14 protein-coding genes are annotated in these 18357 nt (G+C 42.9%); 9 read left to right on the top strand and 5 right to left on the bottom strand.

Features of this window, described 5'->3' with window-relative positions:
* The first annotated feature begins 19 nt into the window (after positions 1–19).
* From NFS34_RS06815 to NFS34_RS06800, 4 genes are all read left to right on the top strand, one after another.
* Positions 20–895, top strand: a complete 876-nt coding sequence (locus tag NFS34_RS06815) for a BPSS1780 family membrane protein (RefSeq protein ID WP_251359189.1) — start codon at positions 20–22, stop codon at positions 893–895.
* A gap of 343 nt (positions 896–1238) precedes the next feature.
* A complete protein-coding gene (locus tag NFS34_RS06810; RefSeq protein ID WP_251359188.1) occupies positions 1239–2084 on the top strand; it encodes an enoyl-CoA hydratase/isomerase family protein in 846 nt (281 codons plus the stop codon).
* Positions 2085–2145: 61 nt separating this feature from the next.
* Positions 2146–3111, top strand: coding sequence for an LLM class oxidoreductase (locus NFS34_RS06805; RefSeq protein WP_251359187.1), 966 nt, complete (start codon positions 2146–2148; stop codon positions 3109–3111).
* A 10-nt stretch (positions 3112–3121) separates the two neighbouring features.
* Positions 3122–3919, top strand: a complete 798-nt coding sequence (locus NFS34_RS06800) for an SDR family NAD(P)-dependent oxidoreductase (protein ID WP_251359186.1) — start codon at positions 3122–3124, stop codon at positions 3917–3919.
* Here NFS34_RS06800 and NFS34_RS06795 read toward each other — a convergent pair.
* On the bottom strand, positions 3916–4821 hold the full coding sequence (locus NFS34_RS06795; RefSeq protein WP_251359185.1) for a LysR family transcriptional regulator: 906 nt from the start codon (positions 4819–4821) through the stop codon (positions 3916–3918). The two genes, NFS34_RS06800 and NFS34_RS06795, sit on opposite strands and share 4 nt — an antisense overlap.
* Before the next feature lie 101 nt (positions 4822–4922).
* Here NFS34_RS06795 and NFS34_RS06790 point away from each other — a divergent pair, with 101 nt between their 5' ends.
* Positions 4923–5912: a zinc-dependent alcohol dehydrogenase family protein gene (locus tag NFS34_RS06790; protein WP_251359184.1), complete on the top strand. Its 990-nt coding sequence runs from the start codon at positions 4923–4925 to the stop codon at positions 5910–5912.
* A 98-nt stretch (positions 5913–6010) separates the two neighbouring features.
* On the opposite strand, the gene NFS34_RS06785 is transcribed toward NFS34_RS06790, so the two are convergent.
* A complete protein-coding gene (locus NFS34_RS06785) occupies positions 6011–8458 on the bottom strand; it encodes a prolyl oligopeptidase family serine peptidase (RefSeq protein ID WP_251359183.1) in 2448 nt (815 codons plus the stop codon).
* A gap of 203 nt (positions 8459–8661) precedes the next feature.
* On the opposite strand from NFS34_RS06785, the gene NFS34_RS06780 reads away from it, so the two are divergent.
* A complete protein-coding gene (locus NFS34_RS06780) occupies positions 8662–10380 on the top strand; it encodes a M28 family metallopeptidase (protein ID WP_251359182.1) in 1719 nt (572 codons plus the stop codon).
* Positions 10381–10531: 151 nt separating this feature from the next.
* On the top strand, positions 10532–12202 hold the full coding sequence (locus tag NFS34_RS06775) for a diguanylate cyclase (RefSeq protein ID WP_251359181.1): 1671 nt from the start codon (positions 10532–10534) through the stop codon (positions 12200–12202).
* Positions 12203–12247: 45 nt separating this feature from the next.
* Here the strand turns inward: NFS34_RS06775 and NFS34_RS06770 are convergent, their stop codons facing one another.
* On the bottom strand, positions 12248–13039 hold the full coding sequence (locus tag NFS34_RS06770) for an SDR family oxidoreductase (RefSeq protein WP_251359180.1): 792 nt from the start codon (positions 13037–13039) through the stop codon (positions 12248–12250).
* Positions 13040–13199: 160 nt separating this feature from the next.
* Between NFS34_RS06770 and NFS34_RS06765 the strand changes: the two genes are divergently transcribed.
* The gene (locus NFS34_RS06765) at positions 13200–14486 is read left to right on the top strand and encodes a Glu/Leu/Phe/Val dehydrogenase (RefSeq protein WP_251359179.1); all 1287 of its coding nucleotides are present in this window, start codon (positions 13200–13202) and stop codon (positions 14484–14486) included.
* A 134-nt stretch (positions 14487–14620) separates the two neighbouring features.
* Here the strand turns inward: NFS34_RS06765 and NFS34_RS06760 are convergent, their stop codons facing one another.
* On the bottom strand, positions 14621–15526 hold the full coding sequence (locus tag NFS34_RS06760; protein WP_251359178.1) for a transcriptional regulator GcvA: 906 nt from the start codon (positions 15524–15526) through the stop codon (positions 14621–14623).
* Positions 15527–16032: 506 nt separating this feature from the next.
* Here NFS34_RS06760 and NFS34_RS06755 point away from each other — a divergent pair.
* Positions 16033–16959 (top strand): arginine deiminase-related protein, encoded by a 927-nt coding sequence (locus NFS34_RS06755; RefSeq protein ID WP_251359177.1) that lies wholly within the window; start codon positions 16033–16035, stop codon positions 16957–16959.
* Between the two features lie 47 nt (positions 16960–17006).
* Here the strand turns inward: NFS34_RS06755 and NFS34_RS06750 are convergent, their stop codons facing one another.
* The gene (locus NFS34_RS06750) at positions 17007–18326 is read right to left on the bottom strand and encodes a DUF819 domain-containing protein (protein WP_251359176.1); all 1320 of its coding nucleotides are present in this window, start codon (positions 18324–18326) and stop codon (positions 17007–17009) included.
* Between the last annotated feature and the right edge of the window lie 31 nt (positions 18327–18357).

The following is an 18357-nucleotide window of genomic DNA, read 5'->3' as shown; positions in this document are numbered from 1 at the left end:
ATAATAATTGAGGAACCCCATGCCCGATAATCAAGATGAATTTATTTTCGAAGATCGCAATGAACAAGAACCTAAGCCACAGGCTCAATCCAGAATTGTCTCGCCAACCCGCGGTTTTTATTGGCTGGAAAAAGCCCTAAGCGATATTGTAATCCCCCATTTTGGTAAATGGTTTGTCGCTGGCCTGCTCTATTCGGTACTACTGAGCGCCAGTCAAGTTTTACACCCTTACGCAGCCATGTTGGTTAATTTGCTCGGCCCGATTTTTATCGCTGGCGGCCTTTTAGGTGCGCATCAGCAAAAGCAGTCCCAGCAGGCTCCAAGTAACTATCAGTTTTTTAGTGCCTTTACGCATATTTCCAAGCTGCATTTAGTGCTATTAATAGTGGTGCAAATCGTAATTTTCACGGTTTTCACTTACCTGATGTTCAATGCCATCGGCGTCGAGGCATTACAAAGCATCGATTGGCAAAAAGTTCAAGCACAGCAAGATCAAGCTTACCTGCAACAAGTCATGTCACAGCTATTACCCTATGTTAAGTGGGTGATTATTTTTGGTTTTTTCTACAGTCTTTTAAATTGGTTTGTGATCAGCTTGATTGTTTTTAGTGGTCAGAATGTGTTCGCCGCACTGGCTAACAGTTTTATTGCGGCAATTAAAAACATTGGCGCGGTGTTAATTTTTATTATCATTACCATTGTTATTGCGCTAGTTCTCGGCATTATCTTGTCGCTGATTATGGCAGCCATATCTCCCCTTGCACCGCAGATTATTTCGCTTGCCGTTTCAACTTTATTAACCGCTATTATTATGCCAATTATCGCAGCGATACTTTATGTTAGCTACCGCGAAGTCTTTTTTGGTGAGATAGAGGCCTCAAGCAAAAGTTTGTAGCCGCTTTGCCATTGCCTTAAACCTTGGCTTAGCTAGCTCATTGCGTCACCTCCTCAAGTGGGCGGGCAATGGAAGTGCCCGTTGTGAGTGACGCAAACAAGCTTCAAATGCTCGTCTCTTGCTTATAGTTGAAAACATTGACTGCCCGAACGCTGTCGATTTAGTTAATATCTGTATACGAAGTATCATTTATTTCAATGGCAGAATGAATAGCTACCATAGTGTTTCGACACCTTATTATCAACAAACTCCATAAAGTCATTATCAAATTAGCCTTATTATCATCTTTTAAAATATAACTATAATCTACATTTCATTGTAATAGTACATACAGGAATTGATTATGGAATACAGAGGTTTTACGACATTTAAAACTAGTAATGACCAAGGGGTGCTAACGGTAACTTTTGATTTTGGCTCAGTTAATGTGCAAGGACAGGAAATGTTGGCTGATCTAAATAGCCTTGCCATGAGATTGGAGCGAGATAGAGACACTAAAGTGGTTGTATTCCAATCGGCGAACCCTGAAATTTGGGTATGTCATTATGACACCGAGTTGCTTAAAGATATGTCAACGGAAGCAGTTTCTCGCGATGAAGCACAACTTTTGGATCTGCAATCGGTTTGCGAGCGGATCAGCAAAGTACCTCAAGCAACTATTGCAAAATTAGAAGGCTTTGCTCGCGGCGGTGGCCATGAACTTGCCCTTGCCTTAGACATGAGATTTGCTGCTCGTGGTAAATTTAAGTTTATGCAAATGGAAGTTGGCATGGGTATTTTACCTTCCGGTGGTGGAGCTTCTCGAATGGCAAGGCAAACTGGCCTAGGGCGTGCACTTGAAATCATCCTTAGCGCTCGCGATTTTGATGCAGATGAGGCTGAAGCATACGGTACTATCAACAAAGCGTTAGAGCCAGATGATATCGGCGAGTACGTCGACACCTTGGCAAAACGAATTGCTCAATTCCCAGCAGAGTCTATCAATGCTTGTAAACAAGCCGTGTACGAGTCTATAGATAAGCCAATTGACGAAGCCTTAAAAGCAGAAGCCTACTGGCTATACCAAGCTACTAGCAAAACGCCTGCAATCAAACGTTTCACTATCGCCGATGAGCAAGGACTGGAGCACGATATTGAGAACCAAAGAAACTGGAATGAACTCGTGATGAAGGTTCAAGAAATTAATTAATGATTAAAACATCAAGTGAATGCTGTGGGATACTTCCCATAGCGTTAGCGTAGGAATTTAAATGACAAACATGGTTATCACATCCAAGTTCCCACCTTTGAATAACGGCTATAACTCCGTGTTTAAAGGTAATCAATTAAGCGTCGGATTAGTTGTGCCACTAGAACAATACCAGTCTAGCCCTATTCCCAGCATGAAGCGCCACTTGGAAAGAGTTAAACTTGCCGAGGAATTAGGGTTTGCTTCTGTTTGGTTAAGGGATGTTCCTTTCAATGTGCCTAGCTTTGGTGATGCTGGTCAGCCTTATGATCCTTTTGTATACCTTGGATACCTTGCCGGGCAAACCAGCAAAATAGCACTTGGAGTCGCCAGTATTGTACTACCTCTAAGACACCCAGCTCATGTTGCCAAATCTGCAGCAAGTGTGGATGAATTATCTCAGGGTCGGTTAATCCTCGGCATTGCTTCTGGAGACCGGCCAGATGAGTATCCGGCAACTAATCTTGATTATCATGATCGTGGAAAACGTTTTCGAGATAGCTTTGAATATATAAGAAAAATGCAGGATATCAATCCACGCTTTACTAACCAATATGGCTCCTTAAATGGCAGCATCGATATGGTCCCGAAACCTGTTGGTAAGGAAATTCCTATGCTAATTACAGGTGGCAGTCAACAAAGCGTTGAATGGATTGCGCAAAATGGGAATGGATGGATGCTGTATCCTAGACCAGCTGATTTACAAAAAAAAATCATCAGTGAATGGCGAGAACTGATTGAAGAAACTCACTCTTACCAGAAGCCCATAATGGAGCCTTTGTACGTGGATTTATCAAAAAATCCTGATGAAAAGCCTACTCCTATTCATTTAGGCTTGCGACTAGGAGCCAAGCATCTAGCTAACTATTTAAGGTTAAGGAGAGACATTGGCGTTAATCATGTCGCGATTAACTTGAGATTTAATAAGCAAGATACTGAAGAAACGATGCAGCAAATAGCATCAGAAGTATTGCCTGAAATAACATAAAGGAAAAGCAATGAGTAAAACTATTTTGATCACTGGCGCCACCGATGGTATTGGCTTTGAAACTGCTAAGAAGCTAGTAAAGCTTGGGCATACCGTATTATTACACGGTAGAAGCTCGGAAAAGTTAGCAGCTGTTGAAGCAGAACTCTCTTCTTTGGGCAAAGTTGAAACTTACAAAGCCGATCTTTCTGATTTAGAGGCGGTTACTCAATTGTCTGAGGCAATTGAATCCAGCCATAAATCACTTGATGTCCTATTAAATAATGCTGGAGTTTTAAATTCACCAAGCCCTACAGCTAAAAATGGTTTTGATATTCGCTTCGTCGTAAACACCTTGGCGCCTTACTTGCTTTCAAAAAAACTATTACCATTACTTACTGCCGACTCTCGTACTATTAACTTATCCTCAGCAGCGCAATCTCCTATCGATCTAGCAGCTCTGAAAGGAGAAAAAGGCAGTAACGACAATATGAATGCTTATGCTCAAAGCAAGTTAGCAATAACCATGTGGTCGAATGGCTTAGCCAAGGTATTAGGTCAGTCAGGGGCTCAGGTGATTTCAGTTAACCCAGGATCTTTACTTGCAAGTAAAATGGTTAAAGAAGGGTTTGGAGTGGAAGGAAAAGACTTAAATATAGGTGCAGATATCCTGGTTCGTGCAGCTCTATCCGATGAGTTTGCAAGTGCTTCGGGCAAATACTTTGATAACGATATAGCAAGGTTTAGCGATCCACACCCCGATGCGCTAGACAGTGAAAAATGTCTTAATTTATTAAAGGAGTTAGACTCTATATTAAAGCCCTATTAACTTACCTGAGACTCCCAATAGGGAGTCTCTCCAAAAAACTCAACCATATAATCGATAAAGCTTCTAACCTTGGGAGCCAATAATCTTGAGCTAGGATAAAGCATCCAAACATCCACTTCTGACACTAGCGGATAGTCTTTTAACAGTTGAACTAACTCACCTTTATTCCATTGTTCATAAGCACACCAAATGGAACATATGGTAATTCCAACACCTTTAATACAAGCGTCTCTAATGGACTCACCATTATCCACCACCAAAATAGGCTTGGTTTTGATTTTGATTTGACCACCATTTGGATCTTCAAATGACCAAGTATCTATTGAGGAAAGGTTAATACAGTGATGATCCAATAAATCTTCAGGTCTTTGCGGCGCTCCATATTTCTCGAGATATTCAGGGGAAGCACAAATCACTCGCTTATCATTGGCAATTTTTCGCGCTACGAATGAAGAGTCATTTAACTTTGCATTTCTTATTGCGATATCAAAACCACCCTCGACCATATCTACCATTCGGTCACTTAAGCTTAAATCAACTTTTAACTCAGGATACTTATCTAAAAAGCCTTTAAGGGCTGGAATAATATGCATTCGGCCAAAAGAAGCCGATACAGCTACTCTTAAAGTTCCTCTTGGTAATACGCTCCCCGAACCTACCGCTGCTTTAGCTGCATCAATGCTAGCTATAACTTCTTCAGCATGCGGCAATAAGGCCAAACCCTCTTCGGTTAAAGACACTTTACGTGTCGTTCGATGCAGCAGCTTAACTCCAATCTCATTTTCGAGCTTATTGATATAAGAACTGGATACCGCGGCTGATAAACCCAACTCTTTCCCTGCTTGGCTTATGTTATGAGTAGTAGCGATTCGAACAAATAACTTCAAGTGCTCAACATTCATTATCAACAAAATCTATATTTTAAATATAGTTATCAGGATATTATCATTGATGGGGTTGGTAAATATAATTTATGAAATAAATTCGTACATAGGTAATTAATATGAAAGCCATGGTGATTAATGCATTTGGAGATAGCTCTCAATTTACAACAGCTGAGGTTGCTCAGCCTGAGGTGGAGCCCGGGCACATTGTCGTTAAAGTAGCAGCAACCAGTGTTAACACGGTTGATACCATGATCCGGCAAATGGGCACTGACCTACCTTTCGCGCCAGAGCTGCCAGCGATACTTGGAATGGACTTTGCGGGAACCGTGGTTAATGTTGGTGAAGGTGTTAGTGGATTCAATATCGGTGACGAAGTTTATGGTTGTGCTGGCGGTTTAGCGGATCTAAAAGGCTCATTAGCGGAATACATGCTAGCCGACGCTAAACTAGTCGCTCATAAGCCCAAGACCTTATCCATGAAAGAAGCTGCAGCTTTGCCACTGGTTGGAATTACAGCTTACGAGGGTTTGATCCGAGCTGGAGTTGGCGAAGGTCAAAAAGTTTTAGTTCATGGTGGCTCGGGAGGCGTAGGACACATAGCGCTGCAATTAGCTAAATATTTTGGTTCAGAGGTGTATTCAACTGGCGGCGGAGCTGAGCAAATTTCAGTTATTGAAGAACTTGGCGCTACTGGGATCAATTATAGAGAAGAGTCTGTTTCAGATTACGTTAACAAACATACCAACGGCAACGGCTTTGATCTAGTTTATGACTCAGTTGGCGGGCCAAATATCGCGAATTCTTTTGAAGCTGCAGCTTTGAATGGTCAAGTGGCTACAACCGTCTCTTTAGTTGAAATGGACTTATCCGCGGCTCATTTCAAAGGCTTGTCGTTGCACGTGGTATTTATGCTGATCCCTATGCTGCATAATTTCAAGCGAGAGCAGCACCAACACATTCTTACCGAATTGGCTAGGATTGCCGATGAAGGCAAGTTAAAGCCTATCGTGGACAAAGTTGACTTCCAACTTGAAGATATTGGCAAAGCTCATGATCACCTATCAAGCGGTAAAGCTATAGGTAAAGTGGTGGTATCCATTAGTTGATAAGAGACTTCTTTATAAGCCATTAAAAAGAACAAGGGATACAATTTGACCGAATCAAATTGTATCCCTTTTTTAATTAGGTTAGATGCGTTTGCACCCTAATGGCCTTTCAAATGCTCCTCAAATAAATAATAAATCCGCTTATATTCATCCAACCAACTTGATGGTTCAGTAAAACCATGGGGCTCGATAGGATATATTGCGGTTTCAAAATACTGAGTTTTTTCAAGCTCGATTAAACGCTGCACCAAACGCACCGTATCTTTAAAAAACACATTATCATCGACCATACCATGAGCAATTAGTAATGGCTTATTCAAACCTTCGGCAAACTCGATTGGGGAGCTTTTTTCATAAGCTTCTGGGTCGATATAAGGCGTGTTTAAAATATTCGAGGTATAACCATGATTATAATGTGCCCAATCGGTTACTGGACGCAAAGAGGCGCCCGCAGCAAAAGCTTCTGGCTCAGTAAAGAGCGCCATGAAAGTTAAGAAACCGCCATAAGAGCCGCCATAAATCCCGACTTTGCTGCGCTCAACATTGGCTTGGTTGGCCAACCAGTCGGCACCATCCATCAAATCCACCACTTCAGGTGTGCCCATTTGGCGATAGATTGCTGTGCGCCAATCACGGCCATAGCCTTTCGATGCTCGAAAATCCATATCCAAAACCACATAACCTTGTCGAGTCAAAAAGGTGTGGAACATAAATTCGCGGAAATAACCTGACCAGCCTTGATGGGCATTCTGCAAATAACCGGCGCCATGAATAAAAATTACTGCCGGATATTTTTCAGCACGATTAGCATCAAACCCTTGGGGCTTGTAAAGTCTCGCGTAAATTGGCTGATCCGCTTCGCGCGACGGTACTTCGATAAACTCCGGCTGTACCCAGTCGATCGAGCTAAATTGACTGGAAATCGTATTGGTTAAAGGTTGCGCTTTAGTGCTTGCTAAATCCGCGGTTAGATCTTTATAAAAAAGCTCCACCGGACGCGTTGCCGTGGAATGGCTAATCACCACTTTTTTACCGTCATTGGACAACCGATAATCGTTCATACCACCCAAATCGGTAACGGCCTCACTAGTATTATTGGCTAAATCCACCCGATAAACTTCGTAAACCCCTGGATGTTTTTTATTAGCGCGATAATACAAATACTTTTGATCATTCGACTCTTGCACCCGATTGACGATAAAAGCACCTTTAGTCAGAGCTTTAGCTTTTTTACCTTGGGTTAAATACAAGTGGCTATAACCTGTTTTTTCCGAGGTGAAATACAGCGTTTGATTATCCGACAACCAACCAAAATCGTTAAAATCCCAATCGTTAACCCAAGCTTCATCCCGCAAATGATCCCAAGATTTTAAGGTTCCATTTTGTGGTTCAATCGCCGCGATCCAACGATCTTTATTATCGTCAGAGTAAAGCATCACCGCGACTTTAGAGCTGTCGTCAGCCCAAGAGACACCATTGTTCGGGATCCAATCAAACACCGCCAGCCCACGGTTACCTTTTCGTGGCTTATATTCGGTTTTATTACGTTTGGCGGTTTTTTTCTTAATCTCTGCTAACGGATCATCCTTAATCATCGGCAACTTGTCATAACTCAAGGTTTGCTTCTTACCGCTGCTTAAGTCCAGCAAATACAAAGTTTCATTGCGCGGCTTAACAGTGCCGACCAAAGCTCGAACCTTTTCATTTTCCACATAGCCGTCAGCGGTCACAAAATGCGGCATATTATCCGCTTTATCCTTGGCTTTGCGTTTTGGATAAGTACCGACCAATAAATAGCGACCATTTGGCGATAAGCTCAAAGTATGTAAGTCCACTTTATCGCCTAGATACCAGCTTTTAGGTGCATCCACCTCGATAGCTTGCAATAAGTCTTCACGGCTTTGCTTTCTGATTTCAGCGTGCTTTTGCTGTTTTTGAATATAATCGAAATAGCGACTTTGCTGCGTTTCTAGGTAACCTTCGGCTTTTTTCTCATCGGGATCTTTTTTCAGTTCCAAGTCAGCAATTTGCTGAATCAGTCCAGTGTTTAGATCGATGGCATAGAAATCATGACCAACGCGATAAGCCACTTTGTTATTGCCAACAAACTGCGGCCTAACTTCGCGATCATTAGTCCTCGTCAATTGGCGCAAATCACCGCTGGACAAATACTTGACCCAAATATCGCCCATGCTGCTAAAGGTTTTTAAAGTTCCGGCCGGATTAATCACGCCTCGTCCAGAATCAAGGGTTACGCTATCTTTATCAGCGACTTTGCTTGATTGGGTAGTATTTAAATCCAGTTTCCAAACTTGTGACTCTGGCGAGCCTTGGATCTTTTGCGAATAATAAATTGCTTGACCATCATCGCTAAAATAAGGATTGGTTGGCGCATTACCAATCCAATCAGGGTCGGCCATCACCTGTTCCAGAGTTAGCGTAGTGGCTTGCTCGCTAGCTTGCGCCGATGGGTGAAACAGCCCCAGCGCTAACACGGAAGCGGCAACCGCTAGGCGCGCCGCTTTAGAAGATTGATGTAAATTCATGGACATATCTCAAAGGTTAAGGGCCAGTCCAACTAGCCTTGGTTCTCATTCTGCCCCTAGCTTACTGCGGTAATAGCGCCTGTCAAGAAAGAGCCAGTCACAGAAACATCAAGTTACGCTTCTAATCATTTGAGATTTTTGCCTGAATAAGTAAGATAGTTGCTCTATTTCGTCAATAACATTTCCAAATTGCGAGAGTTCCTATGAAAAAAACGCGTAATTTTACCAGTGCCAGCTTAGCTTTGAGCAGTTTATTGCTGCTTAGCGCTTGCGACTCTGGCGATAACAAAACCAGCGCCGAGAAAGCGGCCCCGGTTGAAAAACAACAAGCTGAAAAACCGCAAGCAGCGCCTATTAACGATAACTTTGCGCAAGTTTACGATAGTTTCGATCTTGCCACTTATAAGCAAAACGTCAAAATATTAGCTTCCGATGACTTCACCGGCCGAGAGCCCGCGACCGAAGGTGGTAAGAAAACCACCGACTTTATCGCCGAGCAATTTAAACAAATGGGGCTAAAGCCCGGTAACGGCGACAGCTATTTTCAACAGGTTCCTTTAATCAGCATCGAAGCCGATCCCAATATGGAATTGACGCTAGGTGACGCCAAACTCAAGTATTTCGATGAGTTTGTGGCAGGCACCAGTAAATCGGTTGAAAGCGTTGAGCTTAAAGACTCCGAATTAGTCTTTGTGGGTTATGGTGTCGTCGCGCCAGAATACGGCTGGAATGACTATGCTGGGATCGACATGAAGGGCAAAACTGCGGTAATTTTAGTTAATGATCCTGGTTTTATGACCGAAGATCCTGAATTATTCCAAGGCCGTACCATGACTTACTATGGCCGCTGGACCTATAAATACGAAGAAGCTGGCCGCCAAGGGGCAGCTGGTGCCATCATTGTGCACGACACTGCGCCAGCCTCTTATGGTTGGGGTGTGGTTTCAAACAGCTGGTCGGGCGCGCAGTACCAGTTAGCCGATGCAGGCGATGAGCCAAAACCTGATGTGGAAGGCTGGATCACCTTGGATAAAGCCAAAGCCTTGTTCAAGGCTGCTGGTTTGGATTTCGAGCAAGAACAGGCCAAAGCACTGACTCGCGACTTTAAGCCAGTTGAACTTAACCAAACCGCTTCGGTGAATTTTAGCAATACCATAAAGCATTCTGAGTCAGCCAACGTTATCGCCACTTTAAAAGGTAGCGAAGTGCCACAAGAGCATGTGGTTTACATGGGGCATTGGGATCACTTGGGACAAAAAGCGCATTTTGAAGGCGATCAAATCTTCAACGGGGCAATCGATAATGCTACCGGTATTGCTGGGATCATCAGTATTGCTAAAGCTTTTACCGAAGTTAATGTAAAGCCAAAGCGTTCGGTGACTTTCATGGCGGTAACCGCCGAAGAGCAAGGTTTATTAGGCTCTAAATATTTTGCAGCCAATCCCACCGTTGCTACCAACAACATCGTCGGCGCTTTTAATATCGACAGTATGAACGTAAGCGGTCGAGTCAATGATTTAACCGTAGTTGGCTTTGGTAAATCCGAGCTAGAGCAGTATGTTACTGATGCTGCCAAACGCCAAAACCGGGTAACTAAAGTCGAAGCCGATCCAAGCCGCGGTGGCTATTATCGCTCCGATCACTTTAGCTTAGCCAAAAAAGGCGTTCCTGCTATTTTTGCTGGCGGTGGCTCTGACTTTGTGGAAGCGGATAAAGCAGCCGCAGCGAAGTGGAATGCGATGCGCGGCAAATGCTATCACCAGTTGTGTGACGAGTATCAGGAAGATTGGAATTGGCCAGCGGCAATGCAAGACGTCAAAATCTTATTCGAAGCAGGCTATAAACTGAGTATCGATGATCAATATCCGAACTGGTATCAAGGCACTGAGTTTAAGGCTATTCGTGATAAGGATCGCCAATAAATTTCGTCCGTTTAACCCGCGGTCCAAACTTATTAAAACCGGCTCAAATCCTAGCCGGTTTTTTTATGCTCGTAATTACCTAGTTCTAAATTCGCTAAGATTTTGATTTGTTTGATTTTTATCAGTAGGATTATGGCTAGGAGGAGTCACTATGCGGACAGTTTTACGACCCAGTTTAAAGCTTGGCTTTATGTTAGTCATGTTAATGGCCTCAAAGCTGTTACTGGCGCAGCCTCATGCAATCAATCAACTTCCCTATACCTTAGATAATAACTGGCAAGCCTGTGTTCAAAAAACCTTAGTCGACTCTCTGGACTGCCGCTCGGTTACCCTACCTGAAAAAATTGAAAAGCAATTCCCAGATTTTGATGGCTATATTTTTTATCGTAATCAGTTTCAAATCTCAGAAGACTTATCCAAACAATCCTTGGGGGTCTACATTAAACATTTACGGGATAGCGATGAATTTTATATAAACGGCATTAAAGTGGGCACAACTGGTCAGCTGCCAAATGATTTTAAAAAAGCCACTCTTTATTCTCGCTACTACTTTATTCCTGGCCATTTATTACAAACAAACTCCCTCAATACCATTGAAATTAAAGTCTTTAATCATGCCCGCTTTGGCGGCATTATTAACCAGGCTCCGACTCTAGATACTGCCGAAAGTCTAGCGCACCGAATGCGCACGCCCGACAGTTCGATGATGTTTTATATCGGTATTTTCTTACTGATTTTTTTGCTGCAATTGTTTTACTATTTTGCGCAAAGGGATCACAAAGAACACCTCTATTTTGCCTTGCTGGCTTTTTGTTATGCTGGCTATATTTTTACTTACACTCAAGCGGCTTTACATTCAGGCCTAAGCATTAATATTTTATTCCGGGTTAATGTTTTTATTTTCGGCTTAATGACCATTGTTTTCTGCTTATTTATTGCAGAATTTTTTCGTTACCAACGCAAGTGGTGGCTAAATGCCATTTTGATCCTTGTCGCAATCACCAGTCTTATCAGCCTAATCCTACTACCGCTAGATTATATGTACCATCAGGTGATCTTGCTGGATATTTTAGGGATTGGATTATTTATTCCGTTGTATATTTATCTGTTTTACCGCTCTATCAAAGAAAGAATGCCGTATGCCAAAACTATGGCGCTGGTGGTTTTGATCCATCTGGTTACTGTTATTATCGACATAATGATTGATTTGCACATTTTGCCACTCTTCTTTAAAGGTATTGCCGGCATGATTTCACCAATTTCCATCATGGCATTGTTTATTACCATTAGTTTAATTCTAACACACCGCCATTGGCTCTATTACCGCCATGCCACCTACGATTATTTAACGGATGCTTTACGGCGCTCAGCCTTTATGGAACGTTTATCAGAAGAGGTTCCGCGCAGCCAACGCCTAGGAAAACCTTTACTGATTGCGCTTATGGATATCGACGATTTTAAACAAATCAACGATCAATATACGCATGTCTCTGGAGATCAGGTTTTGCGCGAACTTGTGCGTCGAATTCGCTCAGAACTTCGAGAGTTTGACCTACTCTCTCGCTATGGTGGCGATGAGTTTTGCATGCTAGCGATGGTGCAAGATGAAGCCGATGGTATTCGCCTACTAAAGCGCATTCAAGAAGGTGTAACGGCCAAACCCATTAAGCTCAAAGGTGACGAATCGATAACGGTTTCCTTAACCATTGGCGCTTGGGTTTCCGATCCCGACGATACTATTGATGTGGATGAGTTGGTTTCCAAAGCCGATGCCATTCTAGTGCAAGGAAAAGCTGCGCAAAAAGGCAAGATCCACATATAGTGACGTTAATGGCTCTGAGTAATAGCACTCAGTTACCGAAAGGCTTTAGGTCACTTTAGCTTTGCGAATAAGCCGCGCAAACAGTTTTGGGAAAAAGCGCTTCAGATAGATGGCATTGGTCTCTTTGCCACCAATATAAGCTTCATCTTTACCGCTAAGGTAAGCCGCAATCATTTTTTGCGCGCACACCTCTGGAGCCATGCCGTTTTGCTGTGCCTCATCCATGCTATTTTGCTCGCGACCATCAGCTAACAAAGCTTTATAGGTCAGGTTAGTTTTAATAAAACCCGGATAGATACTAGTAAATTGTAGTCCGCGATCGCCTAGTTCCGCTCTCAAACTATCCATATATGCCGTAATCGCATGTTTAGACGCAGCGTAGGCAGAACGTAAGGGTGTGGTAAACTTCCCCACCAAACTGCTAACCGTGATAACGCCACCTGTTCCCTGCGCTAACAGGTGTGGCAGTAAAGCTTGGGTTAAAGCCACGGTGCCAAAATAATTGACTTCCATAATTCGTCGATGCACCTCGATCGAAGTATCCGCGACCAAAGCCCTTAAACTTATTCCAGCATTATTGATCAAAAGATCGATGCCGCCAGCTAGTTTCACTTGCTCCTTAACCAAGGCTGTAAAATCTTGGTTGTCCGCTAAATCCAGCGCCAGCAAGCGATGTTTATCCGAGTGGCTGCATTGATTCAATACTCTTTGCAACTCTTCTTCTCGTCTAGCTGATAAAATCAAGTTAGCGCCTAAGTCGGCGCAATGATAAGCCAAAGCTTCGCCAATTCCGGAAGAGGCGCCTGTGATCCAAACGGTTTTGCCCGATAAACTCATAATCAATTCCGATTAACCTTATTCAGCTATTTATACCTTAAATCAATTGCTCCGACCACTGGCCAAATTCAGCCTAGCAATTTCCTTCTTACCAAAGCATCTGCTATAAAAGTTGCAATTTTGATAATTACTAAACTTTTAATAAGAAAAAAGGTACTCCATGTCAGACAGCATTTTCCAAGACGCACTTACTCGCGTTAGAACAATTGGCGAAAGCGCCAAGGTAAGCCCCGAAGTTATTGAATCCTTAATGCACCCGATGCGCACCATGACAGCCTCTTTGCCGGTACGAATGGATGATGGCTCCACTCATTACTTTACTGGCTATCGCTGTCGTTATAACAATGCGCTTGGCCCAACCAAAGGCGGCATTCGTTTTCACCCAGATGTGAATTTACCCGAAGTTCAAGCTCTAGCCTTATGGATGAGTATCAAGTGCGCTGTGGTTGGCTTGCCCTATGGCGGTGGCAAAGGCGGCGTCACGGTCGATCCGAAAAAACTATCGCGCATGGAGCTAGAACGCTTATCACGCTCTTATGTGCGCCAAATGGCGGACGTTATCAGTCCTGAGCGGGATATTCCTGCGCCAGACGTTTACACCAACGAACGAATTATGGGCTGGATGATGGATGAATATGAAGCCATCACTCGTAAAAAAGCACCTGGCGTTATTACTGGCAAACCCATTAGCCTTGGCGGCAGCTTAGGGCGTGATGATGCGACTGGCCGCGGAGCCTATTTGTGTATTTTGGAGCTGGAGCAAAAACACAATTGGATCCCTTCGGATATTAGCGTGGCAGTACAGGGCTTTGGCAATGGCGGCTATCATGCTGCGCGATTGTTACATGAACGCGGTTACAAGGTAGTGGCGATTAGTGACTCCAAAGGCGGTATTTTCTCGCAAAACGGTTTTGATGTACCCAGTATCTATGAAGAAAAACAACGCTCACGTCAAGTTCGCGCGGTTTATTGCAACCACTCGGTATGTGAGCAAGTCGAACATCAGATCTTGAGCAATGCAGAGTTACTAGAACTAGACGTTGATATATTAATACCAGCAGCACTCGATGGCGTAATTGGGAAGCATAATATTGACAATATCAAGGCCAATTATATTGTCGAAGTAGCGAATGGCCCCGTACTTTCCGATGTCGATGACATACTGCATGAGAAAGGAATTCATGTGATCCCTGATGTCTTAGCCAATGCTGGTGGGGTCACCGTGTCTTACTTTGAGTGGGTTCAAAATCGCTCAGGCTATGCTTGGGAGCTGCAAGATGTGCATGAGCGCTTAGGTAAAATTATGTCCAAAGCTTTCAATGACATTTGGGATTTGGCTAAAGCAGAAAAACGCAGTATGCGTAATGCAGCTTATACGGTTGCAATGCGTCGAATTGGCCAAGCGATCGAAGCGCACGGCACCCGCGATTATTTCAATGCGGATTAAAAGCACCTTAACATCAGATGGCCCTGCGGCTTGGCCGCAGCTTATAATAAATTAGTTTGCTAGCAACGGTTGAAACTAGCGCTGCGGGACAGAGAATCTTTAGCGATGACTCTCTTGCTACAGCATAAGAAATTTTAATAAAAGATTTCGTCTTCGGAGTCGTCGTTAACTTTTGACAGTAGCCATTCCCTAAAGGCCACAATTTTGGGTCTGTCATGAGAATTTTCTGGACAGACCAAGTCGTAAGAAAAACCGCTATCCACCACTATATCAAAAGGCGCAATTAAACGACCTGATTCCAGATCCATTTCGGTTAACACGCTATGCCCCATAGCAACCCCTTGGCCATGCCGAGCAGCTTGTAGCACCATACCCGAATGGCTAAATACAGGGCCATGTTCTAAATCAATTCCAGCTATATCGGCATGTTTTAACCAAATACGCCACTCGTCGGTGGAGATATCGTGAAGCAAGGTATGATTTTTTAGATCTTCCGGTGTCTGCAAGGGCTTTTTATCCAATAACTGGGCTGCACAAACAGGGGTTAAATGTTCTTCAAACAAACGATCTGAGATAAGTCCATCATACTCGCCCTTGCCATAATAAATCGCAACGTCTACATCCTCGCGAACAAAGTCGACTTCAGTATCTGAAGCTTTGATCCGAACGTCAATATCTGGATAAAGCTCGTTAAATTCTGCTAATCGCGGAACTAACCATAGAGTGGCGAAAGTAGGAATTACGCTGACGGTTAAAGAGCCGGTCGCACCTTTGGCTTTGACCTGCTCGGTGGCATTAACCAGCTTTTCAAAAACGTCTCGAATTTTAGGCCAATACAACTGACCTTCGTCAGTAAGCAATAACTTTCGGTTACGGCGAATAAAAAGCTGTACCCCAAGAAATTCTTCCAGTGCTTTAATTTGATGGCTGATAGCCGCCTGAGTTACAAACAACTCCTCGGCAGCTTTAGTGAAGCTTAAATGACGCGCAGCAACTTCAAAGGCACGTAAGCTATTGAGCGGTGGAAGTTTTCTAGGCATAGTCTTTACCGTCCTTCAAGTCATTAGTTTTTCTAATCCTACGCATTAAAATAAATCGTTTGAAACTCATCAAACCACTGGTTAAAATTTGCACTAAGTTTTAGGCGGAAATCTTAATTTAAATATTTGCTTGCTATAACGCATTGATATTTAAAGACTATAAGATTTCTCTAATATAGACTAACTAAGTCTTTTATGCATTAAATAAATGCCATTTTGACAAAGTTAGGCCTAAAAGATCAAATGCTTTATAAAGTTTTTTAATCAAACATTGATTCTTTGGAACTTTATCAAGAATTTGAGACTAATTTTGAGTTTTGTCCCTGAAAATGGATTTTCTTGTAGTTAGTAAAGTAGTTTTTTCATAGATTGACTCCTTAATTAGCGAAACTGACATTGTTGATATACCTACCCCCATTTGGTTTTATGTTCAGATTGCTAATAAATATGGCTTGCATGTTGCAAGCCTTTTTTTTATCTTGCAAAAAACTTTACCTTAACCGCTTATGCCGCAGTCTCACACTACCTACTCGGTTTTTATGGTTCCGCCGCAAGATTTTTGCTTCAACGAGCAAACGGGACAAGATAACGAATTTCAAAACACCAGTGAGCTAACGCCGTCATTGGTGCGTGAAGATGCGATGGCAGAATTTAATCACATGGTCAACATTCTGCGGGATAATTTTATTGAAGTGCTGGTTCTTGGCAAAAGCGCCGATACCCCTGAGTTGCCTGACGCTGTCTTTCCCAACAATTGGTTCTCCACCAATCGACAAGGGCAGCTGACTTTGTATCCCATGAAAACTGCCAATCGACAAGCAGAAGTACGGCCGCAAGAATTAACGCAATTGGCGCAAAGTCACGGCTACCTAGTCAAAAGCAACCAAGATCTCACTTCCCGCTCCAAAGCATTGGAAGGTACCGGCTCTATTATTTTTGACCACAAGCATAGCATTGCTTACGCCGCCATTTCGGATCGCTGCGACCAACAGCTATTCACTGACTTTTGCAAAAAATCGAGTTATCAACCAATCGCTTTCCACACACAAAGTTCCAGCGGTAAACCTTTTTATCATAGTAATGTGATGCTCAGTATTGGCGAAGCTTTTGCCGTGGTGTGCAGTGAAGCGATTGCTGAAACTGACCGTCAAAAAGTCTTATCACAGCTTAAAGTGGCCCATAAACAGATTATTGATTTGACGTTCGAACAAACGGAAAAACACTTCTGCGCTAATATTTTACAACTCAGGAATAGCCGCGGCGAATTGATTATTGTAATGTCTGACTCTGCTTATCAGGGCTTTAGCAAAGCGCAAAAAGAGTTACTAAAACTGCATGGCAAGCTGGTGCCTTGCCCTATCAACACCATTGAAAGCATTGGCGGCGGAAGCGCTCGCTGTATGCTGGCGGAAAATTTTCTCCCTAAACAGTAGCAATAAAAAAAGCGGCTTTTGCCGCTTTTTTTATAACAATTTGAGCACTAACCACCGACAACAGCGCGCATCATAATCGCTGTGGCGATAGCGCCAACCGAGCCGACCGCATAACCCAAAATAGCTAACAAAACACCAACCGGCGCGAGTGACGGGTGGAAAGCCGAAGCTACTACCGGCGCTGAGGCAGCGCCACCAATATTTGCTTTGGAGCCTACCGCCACAAAGAAATACGGCGCTTTAATCAGCTTGGCCACAATAAACAAGATTGCGACATGGATAATCATCCATAACAAACCAATCAAGAAAATTTCATAGTATTCAGGGATTTTAGTTAAATCCATACCCATGCCAATAGCAGCAACTAACACATAAATAAATACCGAACCAATCTTCGATGCTCCTACGTGATCTAATGTTCTAGCCTTAGTAGTCGATAAATACAACGCAGCTATGGTAGCGGTAATTATCATCCAAAAGAAAGAACTCAACATTCCAACGTTTGTAAAAAACTTAAATAATGTCTCACCTTTTGAGGTAAACCCTTTCAAAAAGTCAGGCATAAAATTACCAACCGTATGTGACAAAGCAACCACCCCAAAACCTAAGCCTAAAATCATCATATAATCCGTTAAGGTCGGAATTTTTTCATTTTCTTTGGTATATTTTTCAACCGTAACTTTTAGTTCTTCAATACTGGAGTTATCCGCTTTTAACCAGTGATCAACGGAATCGGATTTCTTAATTAAGAACAGTAAAATCACCATCCAAATCTCAGCCACCAAAACATCCATCACAGCCATTGCAGTAAACAGATCTTTACTGACATCATACAATACTTGCATAGCACCTTGGTTAGCCCCGCCACCAATCCAGCTGCCGGCAACCGTGGCTAAACCCGCCCAAATTTCTTCTCCTTTAGGCGCATCAACTCCTATCCCCACCCATTCAGGAGCAACAAACGCGAAAAATAATACGGCTAAAGGGCCTCCTATAACTACACCGACTGTTCCAGCAAAAAACATTGCAACAGCTCGCCAACCAAGCCCAATAATTTTCTTAAAATCTATGCTTAAGGTTAGTAAAAACAATGCGGCTGGTAGTAGAAACCTAGAAGCTATATAGTAAATGTTAGTCTGACTAGATGGATCAAACAAACGAAAGTCATCCCAAAACACTGTATTAAGCAAACCCGGTACAAAATAACATAACAATAAAGCTGGGATATGCTTATAAAAACTGTGCCAAAAGCCTTGTTTACGACTTGAGGTAAAAAAGATTAAGCCTAACACCGCCATAATCACGCCAAAGGCGACCGCATCCGATTGGATTAAAGCTACTTTCTCAGTAGTTTCAGAAATTGCCATTGAATTCCCCTTAACAGAAAATTTTTAATTG

The sequence above is a fragment of the Kangiella sp. TOML190 genome (genome assembly GCF_023706045.1).
Lineage (GTDB): Bacteria > Pseudomonadota > Gammaproteobacteria > Enterobacterales > Kangiellaceae > Kangiella.
Note: the sequence above shows the minus strand (reverse complement) of the source record. Positions and strands in the feature narration are given on the sequence as shown.